22 protein-coding genes are annotated in these 25,678 nt (G+C 61.8%); 12 read left to right on the forward strand and 10 right to left on the reverse strand.

Features of this window, described 5'->3' with window-relative positions:
* Position 1 precedes the first annotated feature (1 nt).
* The 7 genes from AC1RQ5_RS09480 to AC1RQ5_RS09510 form a co-directional block, all read right to left on the reverse strand.
* Entirely contained in the window at positions 2-544 is a 543-nt protein-coding gene (locus tag AC1RQ5_RS09480) for a nucleoside 2-deoxyribosyltransferase (RefSeq protein ID WP_493198482.1), read from the reverse strand.
* Positions 545-746: 202 nt separating this feature from the next.
* Entirely contained in the window at positions 747-2,693 is a 1,947-nt protein-coding gene (gene dxs, locus AC1RQ5_RS09485; protein ID WP_398480009.1) for a 1-deoxy-D-xylulose-5-phosphate synthase, read from the reverse strand.
* Positions 2,694-3,007: 314 nt separating this feature from the next.
* The gene (locus AC1RQ5_RS09490) at positions 3,008-4,315 is read right to left on the reverse strand and encodes a hypothetical protein (RefSeq protein ID WP_493198484.1); all 1,308 of its coding nucleotides are present in this window, start codon (positions 4,313-4,315) and stop codon (positions 3,008-3,010) included.
* 111 nt (positions 4,316-4,426) lie between these two features.
* Complete coding sequence (locus AC1RQ5_RS09495) at positions 4,427-4,678, reverse strand: exodeoxyribonuclease VII small subunit (protein WP_398480005.1); 252 nt, start codon at positions 4,676-4,678, stop codon at positions 4,427-4,429.
* A gap of 87 nt (positions 4,679-4,765) precedes the next feature.
* Entirely contained in the window at positions 4,766-5,707 is a 942-nt protein-coding gene (locus AC1RQ5_RS09500) for a histone deacetylase family protein (protein ID WP_398480003.1), read from the reverse strand.
* Positions 5,708-5,812: 105 nt separating this feature from the next.
* Complete coding sequence (locus AC1RQ5_RS09505) at positions 5,813-6,622, reverse strand: DUF2927 domain-containing protein (protein WP_398480001.1); 810 nt, start codon at positions 6,620-6,622, stop codon at positions 5,813-5,815.
* 115 nt (positions 6,623-6,737) lie between these two features.
* The gene (locus AC1RQ5_RS09510) at positions 6,738-7,352 is read right to left on the reverse strand and encodes a L,D-transpeptidase (protein ID WP_493198486.1); all 615 of its coding nucleotides are present in this window, start codon (positions 7,350-7,352) and stop codon (positions 6,738-6,740) included.
* Between the two features lie 254 nt (positions 7,353-7,606).
* On the opposite strand from AC1RQ5_RS09510, the gene AC1RQ5_RS09515 reads away from it, so the two are divergent.
* A complete protein-coding gene (locus tag AC1RQ5_RS09515) occupies positions 7,607-9,151 on the forward strand; it encodes an acetolactate synthase large subunit (RefSeq protein WP_398479997.1) in 1,545 nt (514 codons plus the stop codon).
* Positions 9,152-9,233: 82 nt separating this feature from the next.
* Here AC1RQ5_RS09515 and AC1RQ5_RS09520 read toward each other — a convergent pair whose 3' ends face one another.
* Complete coding sequence (locus AC1RQ5_RS09520) at positions 9,234-9,587, reverse strand: hypothetical protein (RefSeq protein ID WP_493198488.1); 354 nt, start codon at positions 9,585-9,587, stop codon at positions 9,234-9,236.
* A 234-nt stretch (positions 9,588-9,821) separates the two neighbouring features.
* Here AC1RQ5_RS09520 and AC1RQ5_RS09525 point away from each other — a divergent pair, with 234 nt between their 5' ends.
* From AC1RQ5_RS09525 to AC1RQ5_RS09555, 7 genes are all read left to right on the forward strand, one after another.
* Positions 9,822-10,052 (forward strand): hypothetical protein, encoded by a 231-nt coding sequence (locus AC1RQ5_RS09525; protein ID WP_493198490.1) that lies wholly within the window; start codon positions 9,822-9,824, stop codon positions 10,050-10,052.
* Between the two features lie 172 nt (positions 10,053-10,224).
* A complete protein-coding gene (locus tag AC1RQ5_RS09530; protein ID WP_493198492.1) occupies positions 10,225-11,811 on the forward strand; it encodes an ABC transporter substrate-binding protein in 1,587 nt (528 codons plus the stop codon).
* Positions 11,812-11,912: 101 nt separating this feature from the next.
* Complete coding sequence (locus AC1RQ5_RS09535; RefSeq protein WP_398479989.1) at positions 11,913-13,499, forward strand: ABC transporter substrate-binding protein; 1,587 nt, start codon at positions 11,913-11,915, stop codon at positions 13,497-13,499.
* A gap of 89 nt (positions 13,500-13,588) precedes the next feature.
* Positions 13,589-15,175, forward strand: a complete 1,587-nt coding sequence (locus tag AC1RQ5_RS09540) for an ABC transporter substrate-binding protein (protein ID WP_493198494.1) — start codon at positions 13,589-13,591, stop codon at positions 15,173-15,175.
* Positions 15,172-16,191, forward strand: coding sequence for an ABC transporter permease (locus AC1RQ5_RS09545; RefSeq protein WP_398484709.1), 1,020 nt, complete (start codon positions 15,172-15,174; stop codon positions 16,189-16,191). The genes AC1RQ5_RS09540 and AC1RQ5_RS09545 overlap by 4 nt, the downstream gene beginning before the upstream one ends.
* Before the next feature lie 13 nt (positions 16,192-16,204).
* A complete protein-coding gene (locus AC1RQ5_RS09550) occupies positions 16,205-17,035 on the forward strand; it encodes an ABC transporter permease (RefSeq protein WP_398484711.1) in 831 nt (276 codons plus the stop codon).
* Positions 17,036-17,038: 3 nt separating this feature from the next.
* Positions 17,039-18,688: a dipeptide ABC transporter ATP-binding protein gene (locus AC1RQ5_RS09555; protein ID WP_398484713.1), complete on the forward strand. Its 1,650-nt coding sequence runs from the start codon at positions 17,039-17,041 to the stop codon at positions 18,686-18,688.
* A gap of 37 nt (positions 18,689-18,725) precedes the next feature.
* On the opposite strand, the gene AC1RQ5_RS09560 is transcribed toward AC1RQ5_RS09555, so the two are convergent.
* Positions 18,726-19,706: a Bug family tripartite tricarboxylate transporter substrate binding protein gene (locus tag AC1RQ5_RS09560; protein WP_493198497.1), complete on the reverse strand. Its 981-nt coding sequence runs from the start codon at positions 19,704-19,706 to the stop codon at positions 18,726-18,728.
* Between the two features lie 267 nt (positions 19,707-19,973).
* On the opposite strand from AC1RQ5_RS09560, the gene AC1RQ5_RS09565 reads away from it, so the two are divergent.
* The gene (locus tag AC1RQ5_RS09565; protein WP_493198499.1) at positions 19,974-21,488 is read left to right on the forward strand and encodes an acyl-CoA synthetase; all 1,515 of its coding nucleotides are present in this window, start codon (positions 19,974-19,976) and stop codon (positions 21,486-21,488) included.
* A gap of 98 nt (positions 21,489-21,586) precedes the next feature.
* Here AC1RQ5_RS09565 and AC1RQ5_RS09570 read toward each other — a convergent pair whose 3' ends face one another.
* Positions 21,587-23,071, reverse strand: a complete 1,485-nt coding sequence (locus AC1RQ5_RS09570) for an aldehyde dehydrogenase family protein (protein ID WP_398476172.1) — start codon at positions 23,069-23,071, stop codon at positions 21,587-21,589.
* 267 nt (positions 23,072-23,338) lie between these two features.
* Between AC1RQ5_RS09570 and AC1RQ5_RS09575 the strand changes: the two genes are divergently transcribed.
* The 3 genes from AC1RQ5_RS09575 (at position 23,339) to AC1RQ5_RS09585 (ending at position 25,672) form a co-directional block, all read left to right on the forward strand.
* Complete coding sequence (locus AC1RQ5_RS09575; RefSeq protein WP_493198501.1) at positions 23,339-24,190, forward strand: SDR family NAD(P)-dependent oxidoreductase; 852 nt, start codon at positions 23,339-23,341, stop codon at positions 24,188-24,190.
* Between the two features lie 19 nt (positions 24,191-24,209).
* A complete protein-coding gene (locus tag AC1RQ5_RS09580; RefSeq protein ID WP_493198503.1) occupies positions 24,210-25,190 on the forward strand; it encodes an aldo/keto reductase in 981 nt (326 codons plus the stop codon).
* Between the two features lie 299 nt (positions 25,191-25,489).
* A complete protein-coding gene (locus AC1RQ5_RS09585; RefSeq protein ID WP_398476007.1) occupies positions 25,490-25,672 on the forward strand; it encodes a hypothetical protein in 183 nt (60 codons plus the stop codon).
* Positions 25,673-25,678 lie beyond the last annotated feature (6 nt).

Here is a 25,678-nt window from a genome sequence, read left to right on the forward strand (position 1 = left end):
ATCAGTAGGATGCAGCGAGTTTCAGGCAGGCTTCGAAACTGGTGAGGTCCTGCCACAGGTCGGATGGTGCCTCATGCGGAACGATCAGCGGCGAGCCGTAGAGATCGAGCGCGTGCATCATCATGAGATTGTCGGTGAGGCTGAAATTCTCGACGCTGAGGCCGTCTTTGTCGGTCAGGTGGCCATCGCTGTCGGTGATCTCGGTCAAGCGGCGGACGCGATCCACATAAGGTGCGGGATCATTGCTGTAGCCGAAACAGAGCTTGCCGTGGCCGGCCATGTAACCGAGTTCGAACACGGTGCCGGCATCGGCGCTGGGGCCGCGGAACGGGGTGAGATTGGCGATGACGATGTCGCAGCGATTCATCATCGCTTCGTTGCCATGGAATATCTGGCGTGAGGCATCGGTCGCGCTCACGTCCACATTGTTATCGAGCGGGAAGAAGCCGTGGGCGCCATAGCGCTTGCAGAGCGCAACCTTGCGCCGGCCGATCTCGGCGGCGTTGGGCAGGAAGACGTCGGGGCCAGCGAGATAAATGTTCATGAAGTCCCCGTCGTAATCGCGAAGCGGGCCGACTTTGACGCGTCAATTCAGACGAGAGCGAGGCAATCCGGATTTCGAACTGCCTCGTTTTATCTTCCGCTTGTCGTCACCCGGCTTGACCGGGTGACCCAGTCAACGCGGGGAGTGCGGTGTGTACTGGATCGCCCGGTCGGGCCGGGCGATGACAGTGAGAGTGTGTCGCTTACGCGAGCTTGACGGTCTCGGCGGCAAAATCCTTGCCGAGGGTCTCGAACACCTTCTTGACGATGCCCTTCGAGTCCAGGCCGGCCTGGGCATACATCGCTGCCGGGGTGTCGTGGTCCTGGAACGTATCGGGCAGCACCAGGGAGCGCATGCGCAGGCCACCGTCGAGCATGCCGTGCTCGGCCAGGGCATTCATCACATGCGAGCCGAAGCCGCCGATGGAGCCTTCCTCGATGGTGAGCAGGATCTCGTGCTCGCGGGCGAGCTTGAGCAGCAATTCGATATCGAGCGGCTTCATGAAGCGCGCGTCGGCGATCGTCGCCTGGAGACCATGCGCTGCAAGCTCGTCAGCGGCCTTCTCGCATTCGGCAAGACGGGTGCCGAACGAGAACAAGGCGACCTGCTTGCCCTGGCGGATGATGCGGCCCTTGCCGACTTCGAGCGGGACGCCGACATCTGGCATCTCGACGCCGCGGCCTTCGCCGCGCGGGTAGCGCAGTGCGCTCGGGCGATCGTTGATGGCGACCTGGGTGGCGACCATGTGGACCAGTTCGGCTTCATCGGAAGCCGCCATGATCACCATATTCGGCAGACAGCCGAGATAGGCATTGTCGAACGAACCGGCATGGGTTGCGCCGTCGGCGCCGACGAGGCCGGCCCGGTCGATGGCGAAGCGCACGGGCAGGTTCTGGATTGCCACGTCATGGACGATCTGGTCATAGCCGCGCTGCAGGAAGGTCGAGTAGATCGCGCAGAACGGCTTGTAGCCTTCGGTGGCAAGGCCTGCGGCGAACGTCACCGCATGCTGCTCGGCGATACCAACGTCGAAGGTGCGCTTCGGGAAGGCCTTGTTGAAGATGTCGACGCCGGTGCCCGACGGCATCGCCGCGGTGATGGCGACGATCTTCTCGTCCTTCTCGGCTTCCTTGACGAGGCTCTGGCCGAACACGTTCTGGTAGGCCGGGGCGTTCGGCTTGGACTTCGACTGGGTGCCGGTGGCCACGTCGAATTTCACGACCGCATGATATTTGTCGGCAGCAGCTTCGGCCGGACCATAGCCCTTGCCCTTCTGCGTGACGACGTGGACCAGGATCGGGCCGGTTTCCATGTCGCGCACGTTCTGCAGCACGGGCAGCAGGTGATCGAGGTTATGACCGTCGATCGGGCCCACATAATAGAAGCCGAGTTCTTCGAACAGCGTGCCGCCATTGACCATGAAGCCGCGCGAATATTCTTCGACGCGCTCGGCACGATCGGCGATCAGTTTTGGCAGATGCTTGCCTAACTGTTTCGCCGCATCGCGCAGGCCGCGATAGGTCTTGCCCGAATACATGCGCGACAGATAGGCCGACATGGCGCCGACCGGCGGCGCGATCGACATGTCATTGTCGTTGAGGATCACGATCAGGCGCGAATTCATCGCGCCGGCGTTGTTCATGGCTTCATAGGCCATGCCCGCCGACATCGAACCGTCACCGATGACTGCGATGACATTGTTCTTGCCGCCCGACAGATCGCGCGCCACGGCCATGCCGAGACCAGCGGAAATCGAGGTGGAGGAGTGCGCGGCGCCGAACGGATCGTATTCGCTCTCGCTGCGTTTGGTGAAGCCCGACAGGCCACCGGCGGTGCGCAAGGTGCGGATGCGGTCACGGCGACCGGTGAGGATTTTGTGCGGATAGGCCTGATGCCCGACGTCCCAGATGATGCGGTCGCGCGGCGTATCGAACACGTAATGAAGCGCGGTGGTCAGCTCGACCACGCCGAGGCCGGCGCCGAAATGGCCGCCGGTGACGGACACCGTGTCGATGGTCTCCTGACGCAGTTCGTCGGCGACCTGGCGCACCTTCTCGACCTTCAGCTTGCGCAGATCTTCCGGGGTCCGGATGGTATCGAGCAGCGGGGTCTTACTAAAATTGGTCACGGCACTATTCCAATTTGACATGTCCGGGATTGCGGTAGTGTCCAGTTCGTCGCGCGAAGGCGGCAGACGGTTCGGACCAATCGCATTCCCCGGAACCGGGAAGCTTGTTTCGAGGCCTTATAATGGGCTTCGATTTTTCGTCGTGGTATCTAGCATGCTTGAAAACTTCGTCATCCGAACATTTTCGTCAGATGGTTGAAGCGCTTATCACCGTTAACGACCGGCCCAGCGCCTGGTTGCCTACGGATGAACCTTGTCCCTTTACACCAAAGCCACCGCCAAAGCCAACCATGGTGGTTAGGCCGGGTTCCCGCCTGCACATTCGCGCGGGACATTCAGCCGATGCGGCGGACCGCCGGTGACGCACCGCCAGAGGCGCCGGAAACCGCGCTTCTTTGACCCAAATCAAGCTTCTTCCATGCATTTTCGCGGGTTGCGAGGTCGCCATCGACCAGTGCGAGGGTTGTAACCGGCTGCGCCATCCGCTCGCGCAATGGAACCGGGCCGCAGACGATCATGAAAAAATCGTAGGCATGCGGCCGCTCATTGGCCATCACGAACTGGAAGTGGACCCGGAAAAACTTCCAGCGGAAGCTATTGTAGTGCTCGGGACGCACGATCTCGCGGAATCGCACCGGTATGATGGTCGGGTTCCGCTTCGCGCTGCCGACATCGATGCCATGGCCGGCGACCGGGTCGAACGGATAGAAATTCATCACGTCCTTGCGGGACTGGCAGTCGATCCAGTCGATCGACGGCTCGGTGGCCAGCAGGCGTAGATTGTCGCGGAAGTCCTGCGCGCCCTTGTGGAAGCCGACGATCGGCATATTGCCGCCAAGGGTCAGCAAGACCACGCGGGGTCCGCGGCGCCCGAGATCGGGATCGAGCTTCAGGGCGCGGGCAAGGATTTCCGAGCCGAGGAACGAGCCCGAGCTGTGGCCGACCAGCACGATCTCCTGCGCGTCGGAGTTTTGCGCCACCTTCACCAGATGCTGCGCGAAGCGATCGATGCGGGCGTCCCATTCGGGCCGGTTTCCGTGGGCGAATTGCCAGGTGAAGATGGTGTCGGCCATCAAATAGAGCAGGTAGGTCCGCTCTTCCGTGTATTTCATCAGCGAGCCAAGCACGGCGATGAACACGGCGGCTGCGGCGCAGCCGACCAGGAGGCCGTGGACGCCAAGCCCCTTCAGCCCCCACGCCACCAGCCAGGCCGCTGCGGCCGACCAGATCGCTTCGTTGAGGAGCACGAAATGCGGCCAGCTGATGAAGGTGGCAAAGCGCCAATGGGCGCGCCAGAAGCGTCCCATGGTGCCGGAAAACACCAGCCCCCAATAGATCAGCATGCCGTGGATGGCGGTGCGCCAGATCGGGGCGGCGAGATCGCGCTGGATCAGGTCTTCCCAGCGCAGGAAATCGTAGTCGGTTTTGGTCTGCCAGCCGTCGCCGGTGGTTTCGATGGTCCAGCCGGCGGATTCGTGGGCGAATTCACCGGGGGCATGTTCCTTTGGGCGGCCGACCGTGGTGGTCAGGCCGTAAAGGCGCCCGAACTTGCGAAGCTCGGTACGGAACATACGGTAGTACTGCGCGAGGCCCCGTGGGTCGTATCCCTGCACATAGATGACATGACGGTGCTGGACGCGCACGCTGGTTCCCCGAACTGACAGCGGACTATAACAGGCCGCGCCGAGCGCCAAGCGCTAAAATCGACGCGCATACGCCGGTTATGGGTTGTGCCGTCGGGACAATGCGCCCGATTACTGGACGTCCAGCGGTTCTGTGCCGACGGGCTGACCGTTCGAATCTGTGGTGATCTTGTCGACGCGCGCTTCGGCCTGCCGCAGCAATTCGTCGCAACGGCGCTTGAGAGCCTCGCCACGTTCATAGATCGCGACCGATTCCTCGAGCGGCACCTTGCCCTCTTCGAGACGACGCACGATCGATTCCAGTTCTTCGATCGCGGTCTCGAAAGTCAGCTTCTTGACGTCAGCGTGGGTGTTCTCGGCCATTCGCTCTTCCGTGTGCGTTTGGGACGCATGATTCTATAGGGATGTTTGCGGGCGCAATGTGGCGGCCCGATTGCATTGCACGCAAGGTTAGACCGGTGCTTGCTTGCCCATCAGTTCGGTCACATGCGCCGCGACAGATTCCTGCAGGCCCTGCAGATCGTAGCCTCCCTCGAGCACTGACACAACGCGGCCGCCCGCGGTCTGATCGGCAAGGTCGAGCAGTTTTCGCGTCACCCAGCCGAAATCGGCGGCGTCGAGTTCGAGCGACGCCAGCGGGTCGCGGCGATGCGCGTCGAAGCCGGCAGAGATGATGATCAGCTCCGGCGAAAATTTCTGCAGCTGCGGCAAAATGAGATTATCGAAGGCCGCACGGAATTTTGCGCCGCCATCGCCATCGCGCAGCGGCGCATTGACGATATTGTCATGCTCGCCGCGCTCCTGCGTGGCGCCGGTGCCGGGAAACAGCGGCATCTGATGGGTCGAGCAATACATGACGGTCTTGTCGCCCCAGAAGATCTCCTGCGTGCCATTGCCGTGATGCACGTCGAAATCGACCACGGCGGTGCGGCCGATGCCATAGGTGCGCTGGGCATAGCGCGCAGCGATAGCAGCCTGATCGAAGAAGCAGAAGCCCATCGCCTTGTTGCTCTCGGCGTGATGGCCCGGCGGGCGCGTGGCGACGAAGGCGTTGGTGTGTTCGCCCTTCATGACCGCGTCGGTGGCTGCGATGGCACCGCCGACACCGCGCATCACGGCCTCCCATGTGCCGGGCGACAGCGACGTGTCGCCGTCGATATAAACGAGGCCGCTGGCGGGCGCGACATGCCTGAGCTCGTCGATATAGTGACTGTCGTGGCACAGGCTGACGTGATCAAGGCTGCCCTCCGGCGCATCGGCGCGCACCAGCGCGTCAAAGCGTGGGTCGCCAAGCGCCTGCGCCACGGCGCGCATCCGATCCGGCCGCTCGGGGTGGCCGGGCGGCGTCAGGTGATCGAATGAGGCCTTGTGGGAGAGCAGCAGTGTGGTCATGCAAATGATCCCGGCGCGGGAGATGTCTGTTGCGACAACCTAACGCGTCGGGGAGGGTTCCGATAGGTCTCTCGACCTATCTCGCACGCCTTGCGATGAGACGACCTAATCCGCCGGCAATTCATTGATCTTGCCGACCCAGACGCGGACATCTGCGAGGACTTGCGGCAGCACAGCGCGCACCTGCTGCACGGTCATGCCCGCCTTGATGCGGGGATCGTACAGGATGTTGAGCAGATACTGATCGTAAATGTCGAAGAAGCCCATCGAGACATTGTCGTTGAACATGGTCCACGGCACGGAATTGGTGTCGTTGATGGGGCCGAGCGACTGCAGCATCTCTTCATAGGCGCAGTCGTAGAAGGTGAAATCGCCGTTGTCCGTGGTCAGGATCACGTCGGAGCGTTCGATCTCGAACTGATCGTTCTTGCGGAAGCCGGACAGGCATTGCGGATCGAGCGAGGTGCGGATTTCGTTGGCGCGGTCCTCGCCGTAGAACGAAGCGAGGGTGGGGTAGAGGTCCCGGTCGCGCACCAGCTTGACCGTGACATTGGCTTCGTTGCCGTTCTCGACCATCGCGATGTTGAGATGCTGCACGCGTCGGCCGATATCGGCGACCACTTTGCCGATCTGCTTCTTGCGCGTTGCCGAGCCGCCGTCGGTGAAGACCCGCACCGGTATCTCATATTTGCGGATGCGATCGACACGCCCGGCCAGATGATATTCGGCGCCGAAGGCAGTCTTCAGAAAGCCGTCGATGATCTGGCTGTCGGTAAAGCTTTTCTTCTGGTGCTTCTGATGCGCGGCGATGATCGCAGGCTCGCTGGCGCCAGCAGGGATTGATACGAGCAGAGTGCCGGCCGCGATCAGGACGAGGCCAAGACGCTTGCCCGAATATGGAATTGGGGAGTGCATTTTGCGCAAGTTCGCGCACAAGGCGCAGCAGCGCAAGGGCTCTTTGGTCGCGCCCACGCAGAAGTGACGCAGGGAGTCGAAGGTCTCGCATGCGGCGAGACCTTCGGGGATCCGATCAGTTCTTGACGATGACCGTCGCGCCGACGGCGACGCGGTTATAGAGGTCGGTGACGTCTTCATTGGTCATGCGGAAGCAGCCCGAGGAGACAGCCTGGCCGATGGTCTCCGGCTCGTTGGAGCCGTGGATGCGGTATAGCGTCGAACCGAGATAGATGGCGCGGGCGCCGAGCGGATTGTCTGGACCGCCTTCCATGTGGCGCGGCAGGTCCGGCCGGCGGCGCAGCATCTGGGCCGGTGGGGTCCAGCTCGGCCATTCCTTCTTGGCGGTGACGCGGTGCACGCCGCCCCAGCGGAAACCGTCACGGCCGACGCCGATGCCGTATCGCAGTGCACTGCCGCCCGGCTGGACCAGATAGAGCCGGCGTTCGGCGGTGTTCACCACGATGGTGCCGGGGGCGTAATTGCTCTGGAAGCCAACGGTCTGGCGCGGAATTAAGCTCGCCCCATTGCCGCCGCCATTGCCGAAATTGGAGAAGAAGTTGGACAGCGAGGGGCCGTCATCAACGACGAAATCGGGCTGCGCCGGCTGATTGCGGACGCGGGCCTCAGCGGGCATGGCAACCGCGATCAGGGCGGCTGCGACGGACAGGGCGGCAACGATGCGCTTCATGGACTCCTCGCCAGATGGAATGAGCCGCAGACTGGCCACAATTCAAGCTGCTCCGCAACCCATAGCCTCTGAAGAAACGCCGCTTGTCGAGAACCGCTCGAAGTGCAGGGAGACGGCGGCGCAATCGCCTGACGGCGTTGGCCGCTTGCCACGCATGTCTTGCGACGAAGCGTTGCGCCTGCCCCCTTTGACGCGCTCCCCGAACAATGATTGATCAACTCCGCGATTTCGCAGAAAAAACTTGGAGCTGGATAATGAACGGTGCGGAGAGCCTGGTACGGACACTGGTGGCAGGCGGCGTGGACGTCTGCTTTGCCAATCCGGGAACGTCGGAAATGCATTTCGTTGCGGCGCTCGACCGTGTCGAAGGCATGCGCTGCGTGCTCGGCCTGTTCGAAGGCATCGTGACCGGTGCGGCGGATGGCTATTACCGCATGAAGGGCACCCCAGCCTCGACCCTGCTGCATCTCGGCCCCGGCCTCGCCAACGGCCTCGCCAACCTGCACAATGCCAAGAAGGCCAATTCGGGCATCGTCAACATTGTCGGCCAGCATGCCGTCTATCACATCGAGCATAATGCGCCGCTGACCTCGGACATCGAGGGTCTCGCCCGTCCGATGTCGCAGTGGGTGCGTACCTCGCCGAGCGCCAAGACCGTGGCCGCCGACGGCGCTGCCGCCATCGCCGCCGCCAGCGGTGCGCAGGCGCAGATCGCCACCCTGATCCTGCCGGCCGACACGGCCTGGAACGAAGCCGATGGCATTGCTCAGGTGCCGGCGCCGGAGCAGCGCGCCAACTTCCATGCCCCGGCTGTCGATGTCGCCGCCAAGCTTGCCAAGGAAGGCGAGACCACGCTGCTGCTGCTAACCGGCTCGGCGCTGACCGAGCAGGGCCTGGCACTTGCCGAGCAGATCGCCGGCAAGACGGGCTGCAAGGTGATCAGCCAGACCTACAATCCGCGCATGGCCCGTGGCCAGGGCCGCTTCTTCGTCGAGCGCGTGCCCTACGTGGTCGACTCGGCACTTCCGGTGCTGAAGAACTTCAAGAACATCGTCCTGATCGAAGCCAACGATCCGGTCGCCTTCTTCGCCTATCCGAACAAGCCGAGCGTGCTGAAGCCGGAAGGCTGCAACGTGCACCGCATGACCGCCAATGGCGAGAATTCGGTGGCGGCGCTCGAAGCGCTGGCCAGCGCCGTCGGCGCCAAGCCGTCGGACGTCAAGCCGCAGAAGCATGCCGAACTGGTCAAGCCGACCGGCGCGCTGAACCATGCGTCGATCGCTGCTGCCATCGCACTCGGCATTCCCGAGAACGGCATCGTCATCGACGAGTCGATCACCACCGGCCGCGGCTTCTTCGCCCCGACCGCTGCGGCCAAGCCGCATGACTGGCTGCAGAACATGGGCGGCTCGATCGGCTTCTCGACCCCGGTCGCGACCGGCGCTGCGGTGGCCTGCCCGGATCGCAAGGTGATCTGCATGGTCGGCGACGGCTCGGCCATGTATACGCCGCAGTCGCTGTGGACCCAGGCCCGCGAAAATCTTGACGTCACCACCGTCGTGTTCGCCAACCGCAACTATCAGATCCTAAAGGGCGAGTTCGACAATGTCGGCGCTGGCGCCATGGGCAGCCGTGCGCTCGACATGCTGACGCTCGATCGTCCGAATCTGGATTGGGTTTCTATGGCCAAGGGCATGGGTGTTCCCGGCGTTGCCGTGACCACCGCTGAGGAATTCAGCAAGGCGCTCGACAATGCCAATGCCTCGCAGGGCCCGAAGCTGATCGAAGTGATCATGTAAGCTTCGCGATCCCGCAGCAAACAAACGAAAGGCTCCGGAGCGATCCGGAGCCTTTCTATTTTAGCAGGGCGCGATTGCGTTCTTAGTTGCCGCCGCCGGCACCACCAGCACCGCCGCCTGCGCCACCGCCGCCACCCGAGGTGCGGCCTTCAGCGGAATTGTTGCCGCCCATCCCGGTCGTGCCGGTTGCTGCGTTGGAGCCGCCCATCGAGCTCGAGCTGTTACCTGCCTGCGAACCGGTGGCACTCGGCGCCATCTTGCTGCCGCTCCGCTCCGGCACGTCCACGGCGGTGCCGCGGCTATTGGTACCTGGCTGTGTCACGCCGGTGCCGGTGGAGTTCATCTGCGGAGCGTTTGGATTTGCGCCGCTCTGAGCGAAGGCTGCGGGCGCTGTCATCAGCATGGCGGCCGTTGCTGCAATCATCATCTTCTTCATAAGATCATTCCTCTGTTCGGTTTCTTCCCCTGCCTCGCCAACTGCGCCCTTCGCGACACGTTCCGACATTTCGGGACTTCGCATCGGTCTGTTTGTCGCAGCGCGATAGCTGGCCCGCGGAACTGGCGGCGAGAGGGCGTATAGCCGTCTCCGCCATAATTCGAACTCTGGTCACATGCGAAGTGAGGTGCGACCGCGGGCTGAAATCCGGCCGCGAAAGGAAAACTCACCGACGTGACCAGTGCTATCGAGGCGATCGTTGCCGCCTATGTTCAGACCAACCAGCTCGACGCCCTGCTCGATCTTCGCGCGCACCGCGAGCAGCTTGCTGCTTCGATCCGCGATCGCTCCGATTTCAACTTCGGCGTTCTGCTTGGGCAGCTCGAAGAGGACATCGATGCGATCATGACCGGTATTCGTCGCCTCCGCGCGACGGCCGATGCGCAGGCGGAAGACAACTCTTAGGCAGCGTCTGAGGCAGTCAGCTCAAATTCGAGCAATTCCACTGGGGCATGGCGGCCATTGCCAGCATCATTGCTGGCGATGATGCTGCGGCGCGAAATTTGCAAGTTCCTCCCCACTGGCCAGGGCGCACAACCGCGACGCTTTCCCTGGCGCCAATGCAAGGGAAGCGGGAATGAACAGACGTGAATTCGGGAAACTTCTTGGTCTGAGCGCCACGGCCCTGTCCGGTATTCCACTCGGGATTACCCGCGCTGTCGGCCAGACCAAGGGCGGCACGCTCAATACGATCATCCAGCCTGAACCGCCTATTCTCGTCACCGCGATCAACCAGCAGCAGCCGACACTCACGGTCGGCGGAAAACTCTATGAGAGCCTGCTGCGCTACGACTTCGACCTCAAGCCGCTTCCCGGCCTCGCCAAGTCCTGGGAGGTTTCGCCCGACGGGCTCGTCTATACGTTCAAGCTGTTTCCGGGCATCACCTTCCACGACGGCAAACCGCTGACCGCGGACGACGTCATCTTCACCATGACCAAGGTGCTGATGGAGACCCATGCGCGCGGCCGCGTCACCTTTGCGCGGATTGCGAAGGCCGAGGCACCGGACCCGCTCACCGTCGTGTTCACGCTGAAATCGCCCTTCGCGCCTTTCCTCACCTCGCTCGATTGCACCACGGCGCCGATCCTCCCCAAGCACATTTATGAGGGGACCGACTATCGCAAGAACCCGGCCAACGCGCAGGCGATCGGCTGTGGCCCGTTCAAGCTGAAGGAGTGGGTCAAGGGATCGCATATCCACTTCGTCCGGCACGAGGGGTATCACCGCCCCGGCGAGCCCTATCTGGATGAGATCATCTATCGCGCGATACCCGACGGCGCGTCGCGCGCCGTGGCGGTGGAGCAGGGCAAGGTGCAGCTGACGCAATGGGGCGACATCGAATTCTTCGAGGTGGCGCGGCTGTCCAAGCTGCCGAACTATCAGATGTCCACCAAGGGCTACGAATTCTTCGCGCCGCATCAATGGATCGAGCTCAACAACCGCATCAAGCCGATGGACGACAAGCGCTTTCGTCAGGCCATCGCCCATGCCATCGACCGCAAGGGGATGCTGCAGCGGATCTATTTCGGGCTTGGCAAGCTGGCGACCGGTCCGATCTCGTCGAAGACGCGGTTCTACGACAAGAACGTCAAGACCTATGACTATTCGATCGACAAGGCGAAGGCGCTGCTCGACGAGATGGGGCTGAAGCCGGGCCCGGACGGCAAGCGCGTGTCGCTCCGCTATCTGATCTCGCCAGTCAGCGAGGCGAATACGCGCGCCGCCGAATTCATTCGCCAATCGCTCGGCCGCGTCGGTATCGATGTGCAATTGCAGACCACGGACATTGCCGGCTGGGCCCAGAAGTTCGCCGAGTGGGACTACGATATGACCGCCAACCTGGTCTATCAGTTCGGCGATCCCGCGCTCGGCGTGGCGCGCACCTACATCTCGTCCAACATCAAGAAGGGCATCCTGTTCTCGAACACCGCCGGCTACTCCAATCCGGAGGTGGACCGCCTGTTCGAGGAAGCGGCGGTCGCGACGTCCGATGACAAGCGGCAGGAGCTTTACAGTCAGGTGCAAAAGATTCTGGTCGAGGACGTGCCGGTGGTCTGGACCTTTGAACAAGACTATCCGAACTTCATCGACAAGCGCCTGAAGAACGTATTGTCGACAGCCATCGGCGTGCACGAGACTTTCGGGGCGGTGCATTTCGGCTGAGCCGCCAAGCATCGAGAATGTCACTGTTGCGCAGCGATCGCGGTGCAGCATCTCAATTTACTGACTGTCTATCACTTTCGAGTATTGAATAGGGGATATAGATGAACCGACGTGAATTCGCGAAACTTCTCGGCCTCAGCGCCACCGCCCTTTCGGGCATTCCGCTCGGCGTCACCCGTGCCGTCGGGCAGACCAAAGGCGGCACGCTCAACACCATCATCCAGCCCGAGCCGCCGATCCTCGTCACTGCGCTTAACCAGCAGCAGCCGACGCTGACACTCGGCGGCAAGATCTATGAGAGCCTGCTGCGCTACGGCGCCGATCTCAAGCCGATGCCTGGTCTTGCGCAATCCTGGGAAATGTCGCCGGATGGTCTCACCTACACCTTCAAACTGTTTCCCGGCATCACCTTCCATGACGGCAAGCCACTGACATCGGAAGACGTGGTGTTCTCGGTGACCAAGGTGCTCACCGAGACCCATGCGCGTGCGCGCGGCACGTTCATGCGTATCGAAAAGGCGGAAGCGCCGGATCCGTTGACGGTGATCTTCAAGCTGAAGACGCCGTTCGCACCTTTTCTTGGCTCATTCGACTGCACCACGGCGCCGATCGTGCCGAAGCATATTTATGAAGGGACCGATTTCCGCAAGAACCCCGCCAATGCGCAGGCCATCGGCTGCGGTCCGTTCAAGCTCAAGGAGTGGGTGAAGGGATCGCATGTCCATCTCGTCAAGCATGAAGGTTATTACCGCAAGGGTGAGCCTCATCTCGACGAGATCATCTATCGGGTGATTCCGGACGGCGCGTCGCGTGCCGTCGCGCTCGAACAGGGCAAGGTGCAGCTGACGCAATGGACCGACGTTGAACTCTTCGATGTCGCGCGGTTGTCGAAGCTGCCCAATCTGGAGATGACGACAAAGGGCTACGAATTCTTCGCGCCGCATTTCTGGCTGGAGTTCAATCTGCGCGTGAAGCCGATGGACGACAAGCGCTTCCGCCAGGCGGTGATGTTTGCCATCGACCGCAAGGCGATGCTGCAGCGCGTGTTCTTCGGCCTCGGTAAGGTGGCCACCGGACCGGTGTCGTCGAAGACGCGGTTCTACGAGAAGGACGTCAAGCAGTACGACTACTCGCTCGACAAGGCGAAGGCGCTGCTTGACGAAATGGGGCTCAAGCCCGGTGCGGACGGCAAGCGTGTCACGCTGAAATATCTGGTGCCGCCCTATGGCGAGTTGTGGACACGCTGCGCCGAATATTTCAAGCAGTCGCTCGGTCGTGTCGGCATCGACTTGCAACTCGAAAATCACGACATGGCCGGTTGGGCAGAGCGTGTCAGCAACTGGAATTACGAGATGACGAGCAATCTGCTCTATCAGCTCGGCGATCCCGCTCTGGGTGTGGCGCGCAGCTATGTGTCGTCGAACATCCGAAAAGGTATCTTGTTCTCAAATGTCGCGGGCTATTCCAATCCTGAGGTAGACAGGCTATTCGAGGAAGCCGCCGTTGCGACATCCGACGCCAAACGCCAGGAACTCTACACGGCTGTGCAAAAAATCGTCGTAGAAGAAGTCCCGATCGCATGGATGGTCGAGCAAGACTTCCCGAACTTCATCGACAAGCGGTTGAAGAATGTCATCACGTCCGGCATCGGCGTGCATGAGACATTCGGAGCCGTCACACTCGGTTGAAATTGAAAGTCAGCATAGGGCGGCGATCGCCGGGCGTGCCAGATCTGATGGTACGCATCTGGCGATCGCTGTTGTGAAAAGGAAAGACTATGAATAGGCGTGAATTCGCGAAGATGATGGGCGTGAGTGCGGTGGCTCTTTCGGGCATTCCGTTGGGCATAACGCGCGCTGCCGGCCAGACCAAGGGCGGTACGCTCAACACCATCATCCAGCCGGAACCGCCGATTCTCGTCACCGCGCTGAACCAGCAGCAGCCGACGCTGGCGCTGGGCGGCAAGATCTATGAGAGCCTCCTGCGTTACAGCACGGACCTGAAGCCGATGCCGGGCCTCGCGCAGTCCTGGGAAGTCTCGCCGGATGGCCTGACCTATACGTTCAAGCTTTTTCCGAACATCACCTTCCATGACGGCAAGCCGCTGACCTCGGCAGACGTCGCGTTCTCCATGACCAAGATGCTGCCGGAAACGCATGCGCGTGCGCGTGCGATTTATACGCGCATCGAGAAGGCCGAGACGCCCGATCCGCTCACCGTGATCTTCAAGCTGAAGGCGCCATTCGCGCCGTTCCTCACCGCGCTCGATTGCACCACCGGCCCGATCGTGCCGAAGCACATCTATGATGGTTCGGACTATCGCAAGAACCCGGCCAATGCCCAGGCAATCGGCTCCGGCCCCTTCAAGCTGAAGGAATGGGTCAAGGGCTCGCACGTCCATCTCGTGCGCCACGAAGGCTACTACCGCAAGGACGAGCCGTATCTCGACGAAGTCATCTACCGCATCATTCCGGACGCCGCATCGCGCTCGGTGGCGCTGGAGCAGGGCAAGATCCAGCTCACGCAGTGGAACGACATCGAGTTCTACGATATCGCGCGGCTGTCGAAGCTGCCGACCTATGAGATGACCACCAAGGGCTACGAATATTTCGCCCCGCATCAGTGGCTGGAGCTCAATAATCGCGTCAAGCCGATGGATGACAAACGCTTCCGCCAGGCCATCGCGCATGCGCTCGACCTGAAGTCGATGGCGGCGCGCGTCTATTTCGGTCTGCCGAAGCAGGCGACCGGTCCGGTGTCGTCGAAGACCAAGTTTTACGAAAAGGACGTCAAGCGTTACGACTACTCGATCGAGAAGGCCAAGGCTCTGCTCGACGAGATGGGCCTGAAGCCCGGTCCGGACGGCAAGCGCGTTACGCTGAAATATCTGATCCCGCCTTATGGCGAGGTTTATCAGCGCGCCGGCGAATTCATCCGTCAGTCGCTCGGCCGCGCCGGTATCGAAATCCAGCTGGAAAACACCGACGTTGGCGGCTGGGCCGATAAGTTCAGCAACTGGGACTATGAGATGACGGGCAATCTCGTTTACCAGTTTGGCGATCCCGCCCTTGGCGTGTCGCGCACCTATATCTCGTCGAATATCAAAAAGGGGATCCTGTTCTCGAACACCGCGGGCTATTCCAATCCGGAAGTCGACCGACTGTTCGAGGAAGCGGCGTCCACCATCGACGAAGCCAAGCGTCAGGAACTGTACAGCAAGGTGCAGAAGATCCTGGTCGAAGACGTGCCGGTGGTCTGGATGTTCGAAGCCGCCTATCCGACCTTTATCGACAAGCGCCTGAAGAACGTCACGTCGACCGGCGTCGGCGTGCATGAATCCTTCAGCTCGGTGTATTTCGGATGAGCTCTGCCACACTCAACAGGGGTGGCCGCGCTGGCGCGGTCATCCTCGCCCTCGCAGGATGGGTCGTGAAATTCGTCGCGGTGGTGCTTGTCATCGCGACCTTTAACTTCATTCTCGTCCATGCTGCCCCCGGCGATCCCGCTCAGGTGATCGCCGGCCAGAGCGGTGCCTCCGACGAAAAATTGCTGGAACAGCTCCGGGCCGAATATGGCCTCGACAAACCTTATCCCGTGCAGCTCGCCACCTATCTCGGGCGCGTGCTGACCCTGGATCTCGGCTATTCCTATCGCCAGCAGCGCACGGTGTCGTCGCTGATCCTGGAGCGGCTGCCAGCCACGTTGTTGCTCACGGCGACAGCATTCATCCTGGCGTTGTTTGCAGGCATCTTTCTTGGCACGCTTGCCGGCATTCGCGCAGGCAAGTGGTCGGACACATTGCTCACGGTCGTCTCGCTGCTGCTTTATGCGACGCCGGTGTTCTGGCTCGGCCTGATGCTGGTGTTGCTGTTTGCCGTGCAGCTCGACTGGCTGCCAGCCTTTGGCTACGCCACGATCGGTGTGCAGCAGACCACGCTGCAGCGCATGCTCGATATCGGGATGCACATGATCCTTCCCGTGACCTCGCTGGCTGCCATTTATCTTGCGATTTACACCCGCCTGATGCGCTCGTCGGTGCTCGACGTCACCCATCAGGACTTCATCAAGACCGCCAAAGCCAAGGGCCTGAAGCAAGGCGCCATCATCATCCGCCACATCTTGCGCAATGCGATGCTGCCGATCGTGACGGTCGCCGGCATGCAGGCCGGCGCGCTGGTCGGCGGTGCTGTCGTGATCGAGACCGTGTTCGCATGGCCGGGTCTCGGCCGTCTCATCTATGATGCGCTGTTGCAACGCGACTATCCGGTGCTGCTCGGCGTGTTCCTGGTGATGTCGGTCATCGTGATCGCGCTCAATCTTCTGACCGATGCAATCTACCGGCTGATCGACCCGCGCGTCTCCGTGCGTGCGGCCTCGTGAACGGAAACTGGTGATGACGACTTTCAAAGCTTTTCTCCGTCACCCCACCGGGATGATCGGTCTGTTTATCCTGCTCTGCGTGGTCCTCCTTGCAGTGTCTGCGCCGTGGCTGTTCCCCGACGATCCCTGGGACATGGTCGGCGCGCCGTTCCAGCCGCCGCTCAGCGAAGGTCTCTGGCTCGGTTCGGACATGCTCGGCCGTGACGTTGCCGCAGGCATCGCCCATGGCGCGCGTATCTCGCTGATCATCGGTGTCGTCTCGACGCTGACCTCACTGATCATCGGCGTGACCATCGGCGCCACCGCGGGTTATTTCGGTGGCAAGGTCGATGAGGTCATGATGCGCCTCACCGAACTGTTCCAGACGATTCCGGGCTTCGTTCTCGCGATCCTGCTGGTGGCGACGCTGGGACCGAAGATCTCCAATCTGATCTTCGCCATCGGCATCGTCAGCTGGCCGCCGCTGGCGCGTCTGACGCGTGCGGAGTTCATGCGACTGCGCGGTCGCGAATTCGTCCAGGCCGCCGTGTGTCAGGGCCAGCGTGCAATCACTGTCGTGCTCGCCCGTATCCTGCCGAACGCAATCTCGCCGATCATCGTCACGGGCTCGCTGGCCGTTGCCAGTGCGATCCTGATCGAGAGCGCGCTGAGCTTCATGGGCCTTGGCGACCCCAATCTGATGTCTTGGGGCTTCATGATCGGTGCCGCGCGCACCGTGATCCGTCAGGCATGGTGGATGAGCGTGTTTCCCGGTCTCGCCATCCTGCTCACCGTGCTTGCCATCAATCTCGTGGGTGAAGGTCTCAACGACGTTCTGAACCCGCGCATCTCACGCAGGCGATAATCGATGACCGAAAATACGCTTCTCGCCATCGAGAATCTCGCCATCAGCCTGCCGTCGGGCGCGGACCGCGCCTTCGCAGTCGAGGGCGTGACCTTCAACGTCAACCGCAACGAGATCGTCTGCCTGGTCGGCGAGTCCGGTTCGGGCAAGTCGATGACAGCGCATGCGATCCTGCGTCTGCTGCCGGATCGCACCGGCATCGCACAGGGCAATGTCAAATTCGACGGGCAGGACATCGCCACGGTGGAGGAAGCCACCATGCGCAAGCTGCGTGGCGGCGCCATCTCGATGATCTTCCAGGAGCCGCTCAGCGCGCTCAATCCGCTGGCCCGCGTGGGCCAGCAGATCGCGGAGTCCATCGTCACGCACACGAAGCCGGCCTTGTCGAAGGAAGCCGTCGATGCCCGCGTGCAGGAGTTGATCAACGCCGTTGGTTTGCCGGACCCGAAGGCGCTTGCGCGCAGCTTCCCGTTCCAGCTCTCGGGCGGCCAGCGTCAGCGCATCATGATCGCCATGGCGATGGCCAACAATCCGCAACTGCTGCTGGCGGACGAGCCGACCACGGCACTCGACGTCACCACGCAGAAGCAGATTCTCGCGCTCGTGAAGAAGCTGCAGGCCGATCGCGGCATGGGCGTGCTGCTCATCACCCACGATTTCGGTGTTGTCGCCGATGTCGCTGACCGCGTCGTCGTGATGCGCAATGGTCGCGTCGTCGAGCAGGGTAGCGTCGATGAGGTGCTGCGCAATCCGAAGGACGACTATACCAAGAGCCTGATCGCTGCCGTTCCGGGCGGTCGCTCGCTGGCGGCGACTGATCGCAAGATCACCGGTGCGCCGATTCTTGATGCCGTCGGTCTCAACAAGACCTTCGTCACCAAGCAGGGCATGTTCCTGCCACCGCGTCGCACCGACGCCGTGCAGAACATCTCGCTGGCACTGAAGGCGCGTGAGACCGTGGCGATCGTCGGCGAGTCCGGGTCGGGTAAATCGACACTCGGTCGTCTCATCATGCGACTGGTTGAGCCGGACACAGGCTCGGTGAATTTCTCCGGGGCCGATCTGCTGGCTCAGCGCGGAGAAAGCCTGCGGCAGATGCGCCGCAAGATCCAGATCGTGTTCCAGGATCCTTATGCTGCCCTCGATCCTCGTCAGAAGGTCGGAGACGCGATTGCTGCTGGCCCGATCGCCTATGGCACGCCGGGCAAGCAGGCGATGGCGGATGCCAAGAAGCTGCTGGTCCGCGTCGGCCTGCAGGAGAGCGCGGCCGAGCGTTATCCGCACGAGTTCTCCGGCGGCCAACGCCAACGCATCTGCATCGCGCGTGCGCTTGCCCTGAAGCCGCTGGTGCTGGTGGCTGACGAAGCCGTCTCGGCGCTCGACGTGTCGGTGCAGGCGCAGGTGCTGAAACTCCTCGCCGACCTGCGCGAGGAGATGAACCTGGCGATGATCTTCATCACCCACGATCTCCGCGTCGCCGCCGAGATCGCCGACCGCATCGTGGTGATGCGTCGTGGCGAGATCGTCGAGCAAGGACCGACCCAGAAGATTTTTGAGGATCCCAGCGACGCCTATACCAAGGCCCTGCTGGATGCGATCCCCGGCCGCAGCCTGTTTGCGGGCCCAGGAAAGAAAGAAGCCGTGACTGCGTAAGCAGCCACGGCTCCATGATCTCGATCGAGAGGCCGGCTCAGTCCAGTTTGACGCCGGCCTCGGTGACGACCTTGCGCCAGCGCGCGACATCGGCCGACACCATCTTGCCGAATTCAGGACCGGCGACATCCGGTACGTCGGAGCCGTTGCGCTCCCAGGCATCCTTGATCGCTGACGACTGAAGCGCTGTCTTCAATTCCTTGGTCATGCGTTCGATGATGTCCGGCGGCGTGCCCTTCGGGGCAAACAGGCCGTACCAGGTGGCAACCTCATAATTGGCCAGCCCGGCTTCCGCGGCCGTCGGGATATCCGGGAAGGCCGGCACGCGCTTTGGTGCCGCAATGGCAAGAGCGCGCAGCTGTCCAGCCCGGATCGGCGCGGATGACGAGCCGAGCCCGTCGAACACGACCGGCACATGGCCTGCGATCAGGTCCTGCATCGCGGGGCCGGCGCCGCGATAGGGCACGTGCTGGATCTTTGTCTGGGTCAGGATCTTGAACAGTTCGGCGGCGAGATGGTGCGTGGTGCCGGCGCCGGCAGAGCCATAGGACAGCTTGTCAGGATTGGCTTTGGCGTAGGCGATGAACTCGGCCAGCGTCTTGGCCTGCACCTTGTCGGGATTGACCACGATCACCTGCGGCGGGCGCGACACCAGCGCCACCGGGATGAAGTCCTTCTCGATATCGTAATCGAGATTGGGATACAGCGACGGCGCAATCGCGTGATGCGCAGCACCCATGAAGAATGTGTAGCCATCCGGCGCTGCCTTGGCAGCCGCGGAAGCCCCGATGGTGCCGCCGGCGCCGGCGCGGTTGTCGATGATGACGCGCTTGCCGAGTTGCTGATCCAGCTGCGCGGCGAGGGGGCGTGCAAAGGCATCGGTGCCGCCGCCTGCAGCGAAGGGGATGATGAAGGTGATCTGCTTCTGCGGCCAGGCTTGAGCCTGTGCGCTGCTGCTGAGCGCTGAGACGCTCGCGAAAGCGGCGAGCATGGCAATGTGAACGGCTTTGATCCGCACGGTCGTCCTCCCGATTTTATGCGCCATTGACGCTTGGCTGCATGTTCGGCGAGTTTTCCCGCAGATGCAAGGTATCAGGAGGCGGTGCAACTTACACTTTAGGCGACGTGTCCCGACCAATCTGGATCGCATGCGGAGGGGCTAAACGAGACGTTTCGTCGCGCTGCCCCCTCCGAGTTTGGAAATCCGGTATCCCCAAATATGGCTCGACGCCCATATTCTCTTCGTGGCAAGGCAGCGGCAACAAGATCAATATGAGGGTGGATCATGATCATCAGCGGCGACCGCAGCATCAGCTATCCCGATATTATGCAGCGCATCGCCAAAGCGGCGACCGGTTTCAAGGCACTCGGTGCCGGCGAGGCTGCGCCTGTCGCAATGATGCTGCGCAACGATTTCGCGCTGTTCGAGACAGCCTTCGGTGCCGGCGCCATCGGCGCGCGGATCGTTCCCATCAACTGGCATCTGAAAGGCGAAGAAGTCGGCTACATCCTTGCCGATAGCGGGGCCAAGCTGCTCGTTTGCCATGCCGACCTGCTGCTACAGATCGCTGATGGGTTGCCGAAGGATCTCCCGGTCCTGATCGTGCGCACGCCGCCCGAGATTGCTGCTGCTTATGGCGTGGCAGAGGCGGCGACGGATGTTCCTGCTGGCGCGACCGACTTCGACCTATGGCGCGAGCAGCAGGTGCCGATCGACAATCCGCCCAAGCGCGCGCTGACCATGTTCTACACATCCGGCACCACCGGCCGCCCTAAAGGCGTCAAGCGCGGGGCCATGACGCCGGAGCAGGCCGCGGCATCCGAGCGCGTCGGCGCCATCGCGTATGGCCTCAAGCCGGACAACCAGATCGTACTCATGAACGGGCCGATGTATCACTCGGCGCCAAGCTCCTATGGCCTGATGGCCTTCCGCCATGGCAGCACCATCGTGCTGGAGCCGCGCTTCGATCCGGAAGACTTGTTGCAACTGGTCGAACAACATCGCGTCACCAATATGCATATGGTGCCGACGATGTTCGTGCGCCTGCTGCGGCTGCCAGACGATGTGAAGTCCCGCTACGATCTGTCCTCGTTGCGCAATGTCATCCATGGCGCGGCGCCATGCCCGGTGCATGTGAAGCAGGCGATGATCAAATGGTGGGGGCTGGTGATCAATGAGTATCTCGGCTCCACGGAGACCGGCGTGCCGATCTGGCATTCGTCGGAAGAAGCGCTGAAGAAGCCCGGCACCGTCGGCCGCACCATCGAAGGCGGCGTGGTACGCATCTATCGTCCGGACGGCACGCAATGTGATGTCGGCGAGCCCGGCGAGATCTATATGCGCCAGACCTCGGTGCCGGATTTCGACTATCAGGGGCGGCCGGAAGCGCGTGCCGAGGCTGGTCGCGACGGGCTCATCAGCGTCGGCGATGTCGGTTATCTCGATGAAGATGGCTATCTCTTCATGTGCGACCGCAAACGCGACATGGTGATCTCCGGCGGCGTCAATATCTATCCGGCCGAAATCGAGAGCACGCTGATCGGGATGGATGGAATCCGCGATTGCGCGGTGTTCGGCGTGCCGGATGATGAATTTGGCGAGCGTTTGGTGGGGTGCGTCGAGATCGAGGATGGCTTGACGATTTGCTCGGCGGATATCCAGGCCTATCTCAAGCAGCGCCTGGCGAATTTCAAGGTGCCGAAGGAAATCCACTTCCACGACGCGTTGCCGCGGGAATCCACGGGCAAGATTTTCAAGCGCAAGCTGCGCGATCAGTATGCGGCGAAGGCAGCTGCGTAGACTGCAGGGTGGGCAAAGGCACGCTCACGCCGTGTCCTCCCTACAGAAAAAGGGCGCGAGGCTGATTGCCTCGCGCCGTTTGTTTCAGGCCGATCGGATCAGGTGTTGATCCAGACCGACTTGATGTTGAGATATTCATCCACGTGATGAACGCCGGACTCGCGGCCATAGCCGCTCATCTTGTAGCCGCCGAATGGCACGGCCGGGTCCATCGCCTGATAGCAATTGATCCACACCGAGCCGGCCTGCAGGGATTTTGCGAGGCGATGCGCCTTGCTGACATCCTTGGTCCAGACGCCGCTGCCGAGGCCGAACATCGTGTTGTTCGCGCGCGTCACAAGGTCGTCCATGTCTTCGAAGGCAATAGCCGAAATCACCGGTCCGAAGATCTCTTCCTGTGCGATCTTCATGCCGTCCTGCACGTCGGCGAACACTGTCGGCTGCACGAAGAAGCCCTTGGCCAGATCACCATCGGTGAGGAGGCCACCACCAGCCAGTGCCTTCGCACCTTCGCCAGCACCGGTGGTCAGATAGCCACTGACGCGGTCGAATTGCTCCTTCGACACCAGCGGTCCGAGCTGGATCGAGGGATCGACGCCGTTGCCGACCTTCAGCGTCTTGGCGAATTCGGCGACCTTGCCGACAAATTCGTTGTAGATCTTCTTCTCGACGAAGAGGCGGGTGCCGGCGCTGCAGATCTGGCCGGAATTGGCGAACACCGCCATCGCTGCGCCCGGAACTGCGGCGTCGAGGTCGGCATCGGCAAACACGATGTTCGGCGACTTGCCGCCGAGTTCCAGCGACACGCGCTTGAGGTTACCGGCCGAGGCGCGGATGATCGACTGGCCGGTGAAGTGCGAACCGGTGAAGGCGACCTTGTTGACGTCCTGATGCGAGGCGAGTGCAGCGCCGGCAGTCTCGCCATAGCCTGGGACGACATTGATGACACCAGCCGGGAAGCCGGCTTCGAGCGCGAGCTCACCGAGGCGCAGCGAGGTCAGGGGCGCTTCTTCAGCGGGCTTCAGCACCACGGTGCAGCCGGTCGCGATCGCGGGGCCGATCTTCCAGACGCTGGCGCTCAGCGGCGAATTCCAAGGAATGATCGCACCGACGACGCCGACCGGCTCCTTTAGCGTGTAGGAGAAGATCTGGCCGGGCAGAGAGTTCTCGATGGTCTCGCCATAGATCAGCGTGGCCTGTCCGGCATAGAAACGCAGCATGCCGATGATGCGCTGCTTGCCTGCGAATGTGCGGCTGACCGGCGCGCCCATGTCGAGCGTGTCGAGCAGTGCGAGTTCATCGAAGTGCTTTTCGACGAGGTCGGCAAATTTCAGCAGCAGCGCTTGGCGCTCGAATGGCTTGGCCTTGCTCCACGGGCCTTCGAAGGCGCGGCGTGCGGCGGCAACTGCGAGATCGATATCCTTGGCATCGCCTTCGGCGACGGTGGCGAGCAGTGCGCCGGTAGCGGGATTATGCGTCTCGAACTTCTTGCCCGACTGCGCATCGACCCATTTGCCGTCGATCAGCATCTGCTTGTAGGAGCCGTTCGCATAGGGGTGCGAGGTGGCGGAGATTGGCTGCATCAAGCCCATGATGATCCTCCCGGAGCTTTTGAATTTTCTGCCGTTGTGGCGCGCGGAATATATCGTTTCCGCCAGATGGGTAAAGCTGCGGAACACCGGACGCACTGCATAGGAGGTCTACGCATGCAATTCATGACAGTGAATTCTCTCGCGGTGACGTGACACCGGATCGCACCGCCCTGTGTTATAGGATTAACCTGCTCCGATCGCGCGATCGGTGGCGATCCCTCTTAGACGATTTCCAATCCTGCATCCCTGGAGTGTGTCATGCCTCACGCCGCATTGTCCGCCGGCTCTGTCGCCGTCATCACTGGAGGGGCGTCGGGCATCGGCCTTGCTGCTGCACTGCAATTCGCGGGCCTTGGGCTGCGCATCTGCATCGCCGATCTCGGCGAGGATCGTCTCGCGGATGCAGCCGCGAAAATCATCGCGGTAGCGAAGGGCGGACGTGACGATGTGATGACGGCTGCTGTCGATGTCAGCGATCTCGCCGCAATGTCAAAACTGGCGGCCGATGTCCGGCAGCGCTTCGGCGGTTGCGATGTGCTCATGAACAACGCAGGCATCCAGGTCTCGACGTCGGCACTCGGTCCGCGCGATAACTGGGAGCGATTGATCGGCGTCAATCTGTGGGGCGTCGTCAATGGCTGCCAGGCCTTTGCGGCGAACATGATCGCCAGCATGAAGCCGGGCCTGATCATCAATACCGGCTCCAAGCAGGGCATCACCACGCCGCCCGGCAATCCCGCCTATAACGTCTCCAAGGCCGGGGTGAAGGCTTATACGGAAGCACTGGCGCACGAGCTGCGCAATACCGAGGGCTGCCAGGTCACCGCGCATCTGCTGATTCCGGGCTTCGTCTTTACCGGCCTGACTGCCGGTGATCGCAAGGAGAAGCCGGCTGCAGCGTGGACGCCGGAAGAGACTGTCGCATTCATGATGCAAAGCATCGAGGCCGGCGACTTCTACATCCTTTGCCCGGACAATGACGTGCCGCGCGCGCTCGACGAGCGGCGCATGTTGTGGGCGATCGGCGATGTCGTCGAGAATCGTCCGGCGCTGTCGCGTTGGCATCCCGATTATGCGGATGCTTTTGCCGAATTCGTGAAAACCAAATAATCAAACAGGGAGTGAACGCGTGGATTACGTCAAATTCGGAAATACCGGTCTCGAAGTGTCACGTCTGTGTCTGGGGGGCATGACCTATGGCATCTCCGATCGCGGGTCGCATGCCTGGACCCTGGACGAAGACAATAGCCGGCCGTTGATCAAGCAAGCCATCGAACTCGGCATCAATTTCTTCGACACCGCAAATGTCTATTCCGACGGCACGTCGGAAGAGATCGTCGGCCGTGCGCTGAAGGATTTTGCCAGGCGCGACGACGTGGTCATCGCCACCAAGGTCTTCAATCGCATGCGTCCGGGGCCGAACGGCGCTGGCTTGTCGCGCAAGGCGATCATGACCGAGATCGATCACAGCCTGCGCCGCCTCGGGACCGACTATGTCGATCTCTATCAGATCCATCGCCTCGACAAGAAAACGCCCATCGAAGAGACGATGGAAGCGCTGCATGATGTCGTGAAGGCCGGGAAGGCACGCTATATCGGCGCCTCCAGCATGTATGCGTGGCAGTTCGCCAAGGCGGTCTATACGTCGCGGCTGAATGGCTGGACGCAATTCATCAGCATGCAGAACCACGTCAATCTGCTCAACCGCGAGGAAGAGCGCGAGATGCTGCCGTTCTGCGCCGATCAGGGTATTGCCGTGATGCCATGGAGCCCGCTCGCCCGCGGCCGCCTGACCCGCGCCTGGGACGAGACCAGCGAGCGCCAGAACACCGACGAATTCGGCAAGGGGCTCTATGTCCAGGCCGAGCAGGCCGACCGCAAGATCGTCGAGCAGGTCGCCGCCGTCGCAAAGTCCCGCGGCGTCCCGCAGGCCCAGGTCGCCATGGCGTGGCTGCTGCAAAAGCCGGGCATCACGTCGCCGATCATCGGGGCGTCCAAGCCGGGGCATCTGACTGATGCCGTGGCGGCGCTGTCGCTCAAATTGACGAAGGACGAGATCGCTGCGTTGGAGACGCCTTACGTTCCGCACGCGGTTGCTGGCTTCGGTTAGCAAAAATATTTACCTCCGTGCCATCGGCGTCGGCGCGGAGGTATTAAATTAGTGCGGTGCGATGGTGGCGCTAAATCTCTGGTGGATATCGATTATTGCGACAACTGGGGCCGCGCGCCGGTTTCGGCGCGCTTGGGCGATCGCAGAAAGTCGGCTGTGGATTCTGTGACGCCGGAAAGAGGCCCTTAACCGGTAATCATGCACGTTAGCGATGCCGCCTAGGACTCCAGTATTAATTAATATTGATGCAAGACCTCCCCGATAATTGAAGCCATCTGAAAGTTTGGCAGGAGATTTTTGTGACCCAACTCGATTCCGAAATCGATGACCTCGTTGCCGCCTGCCACGGTGATACCCGCGGTGTTGTGGGCGCGCTCATCATGGTCAACCGTCAGCTGGAGACCGAACTGGCCGACTTGAAGGCGCAGCTCGTGGCCGCACGCGCCGCCGAAGCGCCGGTTGCCCACGCCGTCCTGCACTGATCGCTT

This window comes from Tardiphaga sp. GW821-FHT12E02 (assembly GCF_058807155.1).

Bases quoted from the DNA above. Each gene is read 5' to 3' on its own strand.
- AC1RQ5_RS09480 (WP_493198482.1), bottom strand. From the start codon at position 544: ATGAACATTTATCTCGCTGGCCCCGACGTCTTCCTGCCCAACGCCGCC.
- dxs (WP_398480009.1), bottom strand. From the start codon at position 2,693: ATGTCAAATTGGAATAGTGCCGTGACCAATTTTAGTAAGACCCCGCTG.
- AC1RQ5_RS09495 (WP_398480005.1), bottom strand. From the start codon at position 4,678: ATGGCCGAGAACACCCACGCTGACGTCAAGAAGCTGACTTTCGAGACC.
- AC1RQ5_RS09500 (WP_398480003.1), bottom strand. From the start codon at position 5,707: ATGACCACACTGCTGCTCTCCCACAAGGCCTCATTCGATCACCTGACG.
- AC1RQ5_RS09505 (WP_398480001.1), bottom strand. From the start codon at position 6,622: ATGCACTCCCCAATTCCATATTCGGGCAAGCGTCTTGGCCTCGTCCTG.
- AC1RQ5_RS09510 (WP_493198486.1), bottom strand. From the start codon at position 7,352: ATGAAGCGCATCGTTGCCGCCCTGTCCGTCGCAGCCGCCCTGATCGCG.
- AC1RQ5_RS09515 (WP_398479997.1), top strand. From the start codon at position 7,607: ATGAACGGTGCGGAGAGCCTGGTACGGACACTGGTGGCAGGCGGCGTG.
- AC1RQ5_RS09520 (WP_493198488.1), bottom strand. From the start codon at position 9,587: ATGAAGAAGATGATGATTGCAGCAACGGCCGCCATGCTGATGACAGCG.
- AC1RQ5_RS09530 (WP_493198492.1), top strand. From the start codon at position 10,225: ATGAACAGACGTGAATTCGGGAAACTTCTTGGTCTGAGCGCCACGGCC.
- AC1RQ5_RS09535 (WP_398479989.1), top strand. From the start codon at position 11,913: ATGAACCGACGTGAATTCGCGAAACTTCTCGGCCTCAGCGCCACCGCC.
- AC1RQ5_RS09540 (WP_493198494.1), top strand. From the start codon at position 13,589: ATGAATAGGCGTGAATTCGCGAAGATGATGGGCGTGAGTGCGGTGGCT.
- AC1RQ5_RS09545 (WP_398484709.1), top strand. From the start codon at position 15,172: ATGAGCTCTGCCACACTCAACAGGGGTGGCCGCGCTGGCGCGGTCATC.
- AC1RQ5_RS09550 (WP_398484711.1), top strand. From the start codon at position 16,205: ATGACGACTTTCAAAGCTTTTCTCCGTCACCCCACCGGGATGATCGGT.
- AC1RQ5_RS09555 (WP_398484713.1), top strand. From the start codon at position 17,039: ATGACCGAAAATACGCTTCTCGCCATCGAGAATCTCGCCATCAGCCTG.
- AC1RQ5_RS09565 (WP_493198499.1), top strand. From the start codon at position 19,974: ATGATCATCAGCGGCGACCGCAGCATCAGCTATCCCGATATTATGCAG.
- AC1RQ5_RS09570 (WP_398476172.1), bottom strand. From the start codon at position 23,071: ATGCAGCCAATCTCCGCCACCTCGCACCCCTATGCGAACGGCTCCTAC.
- AC1RQ5_RS09575 (WP_493198501.1), top strand. From the start codon at position 23,339: ATGCCTCACGCCGCATTGTCCGCCGGCTCTGTCGCCGTCATCACTGGA.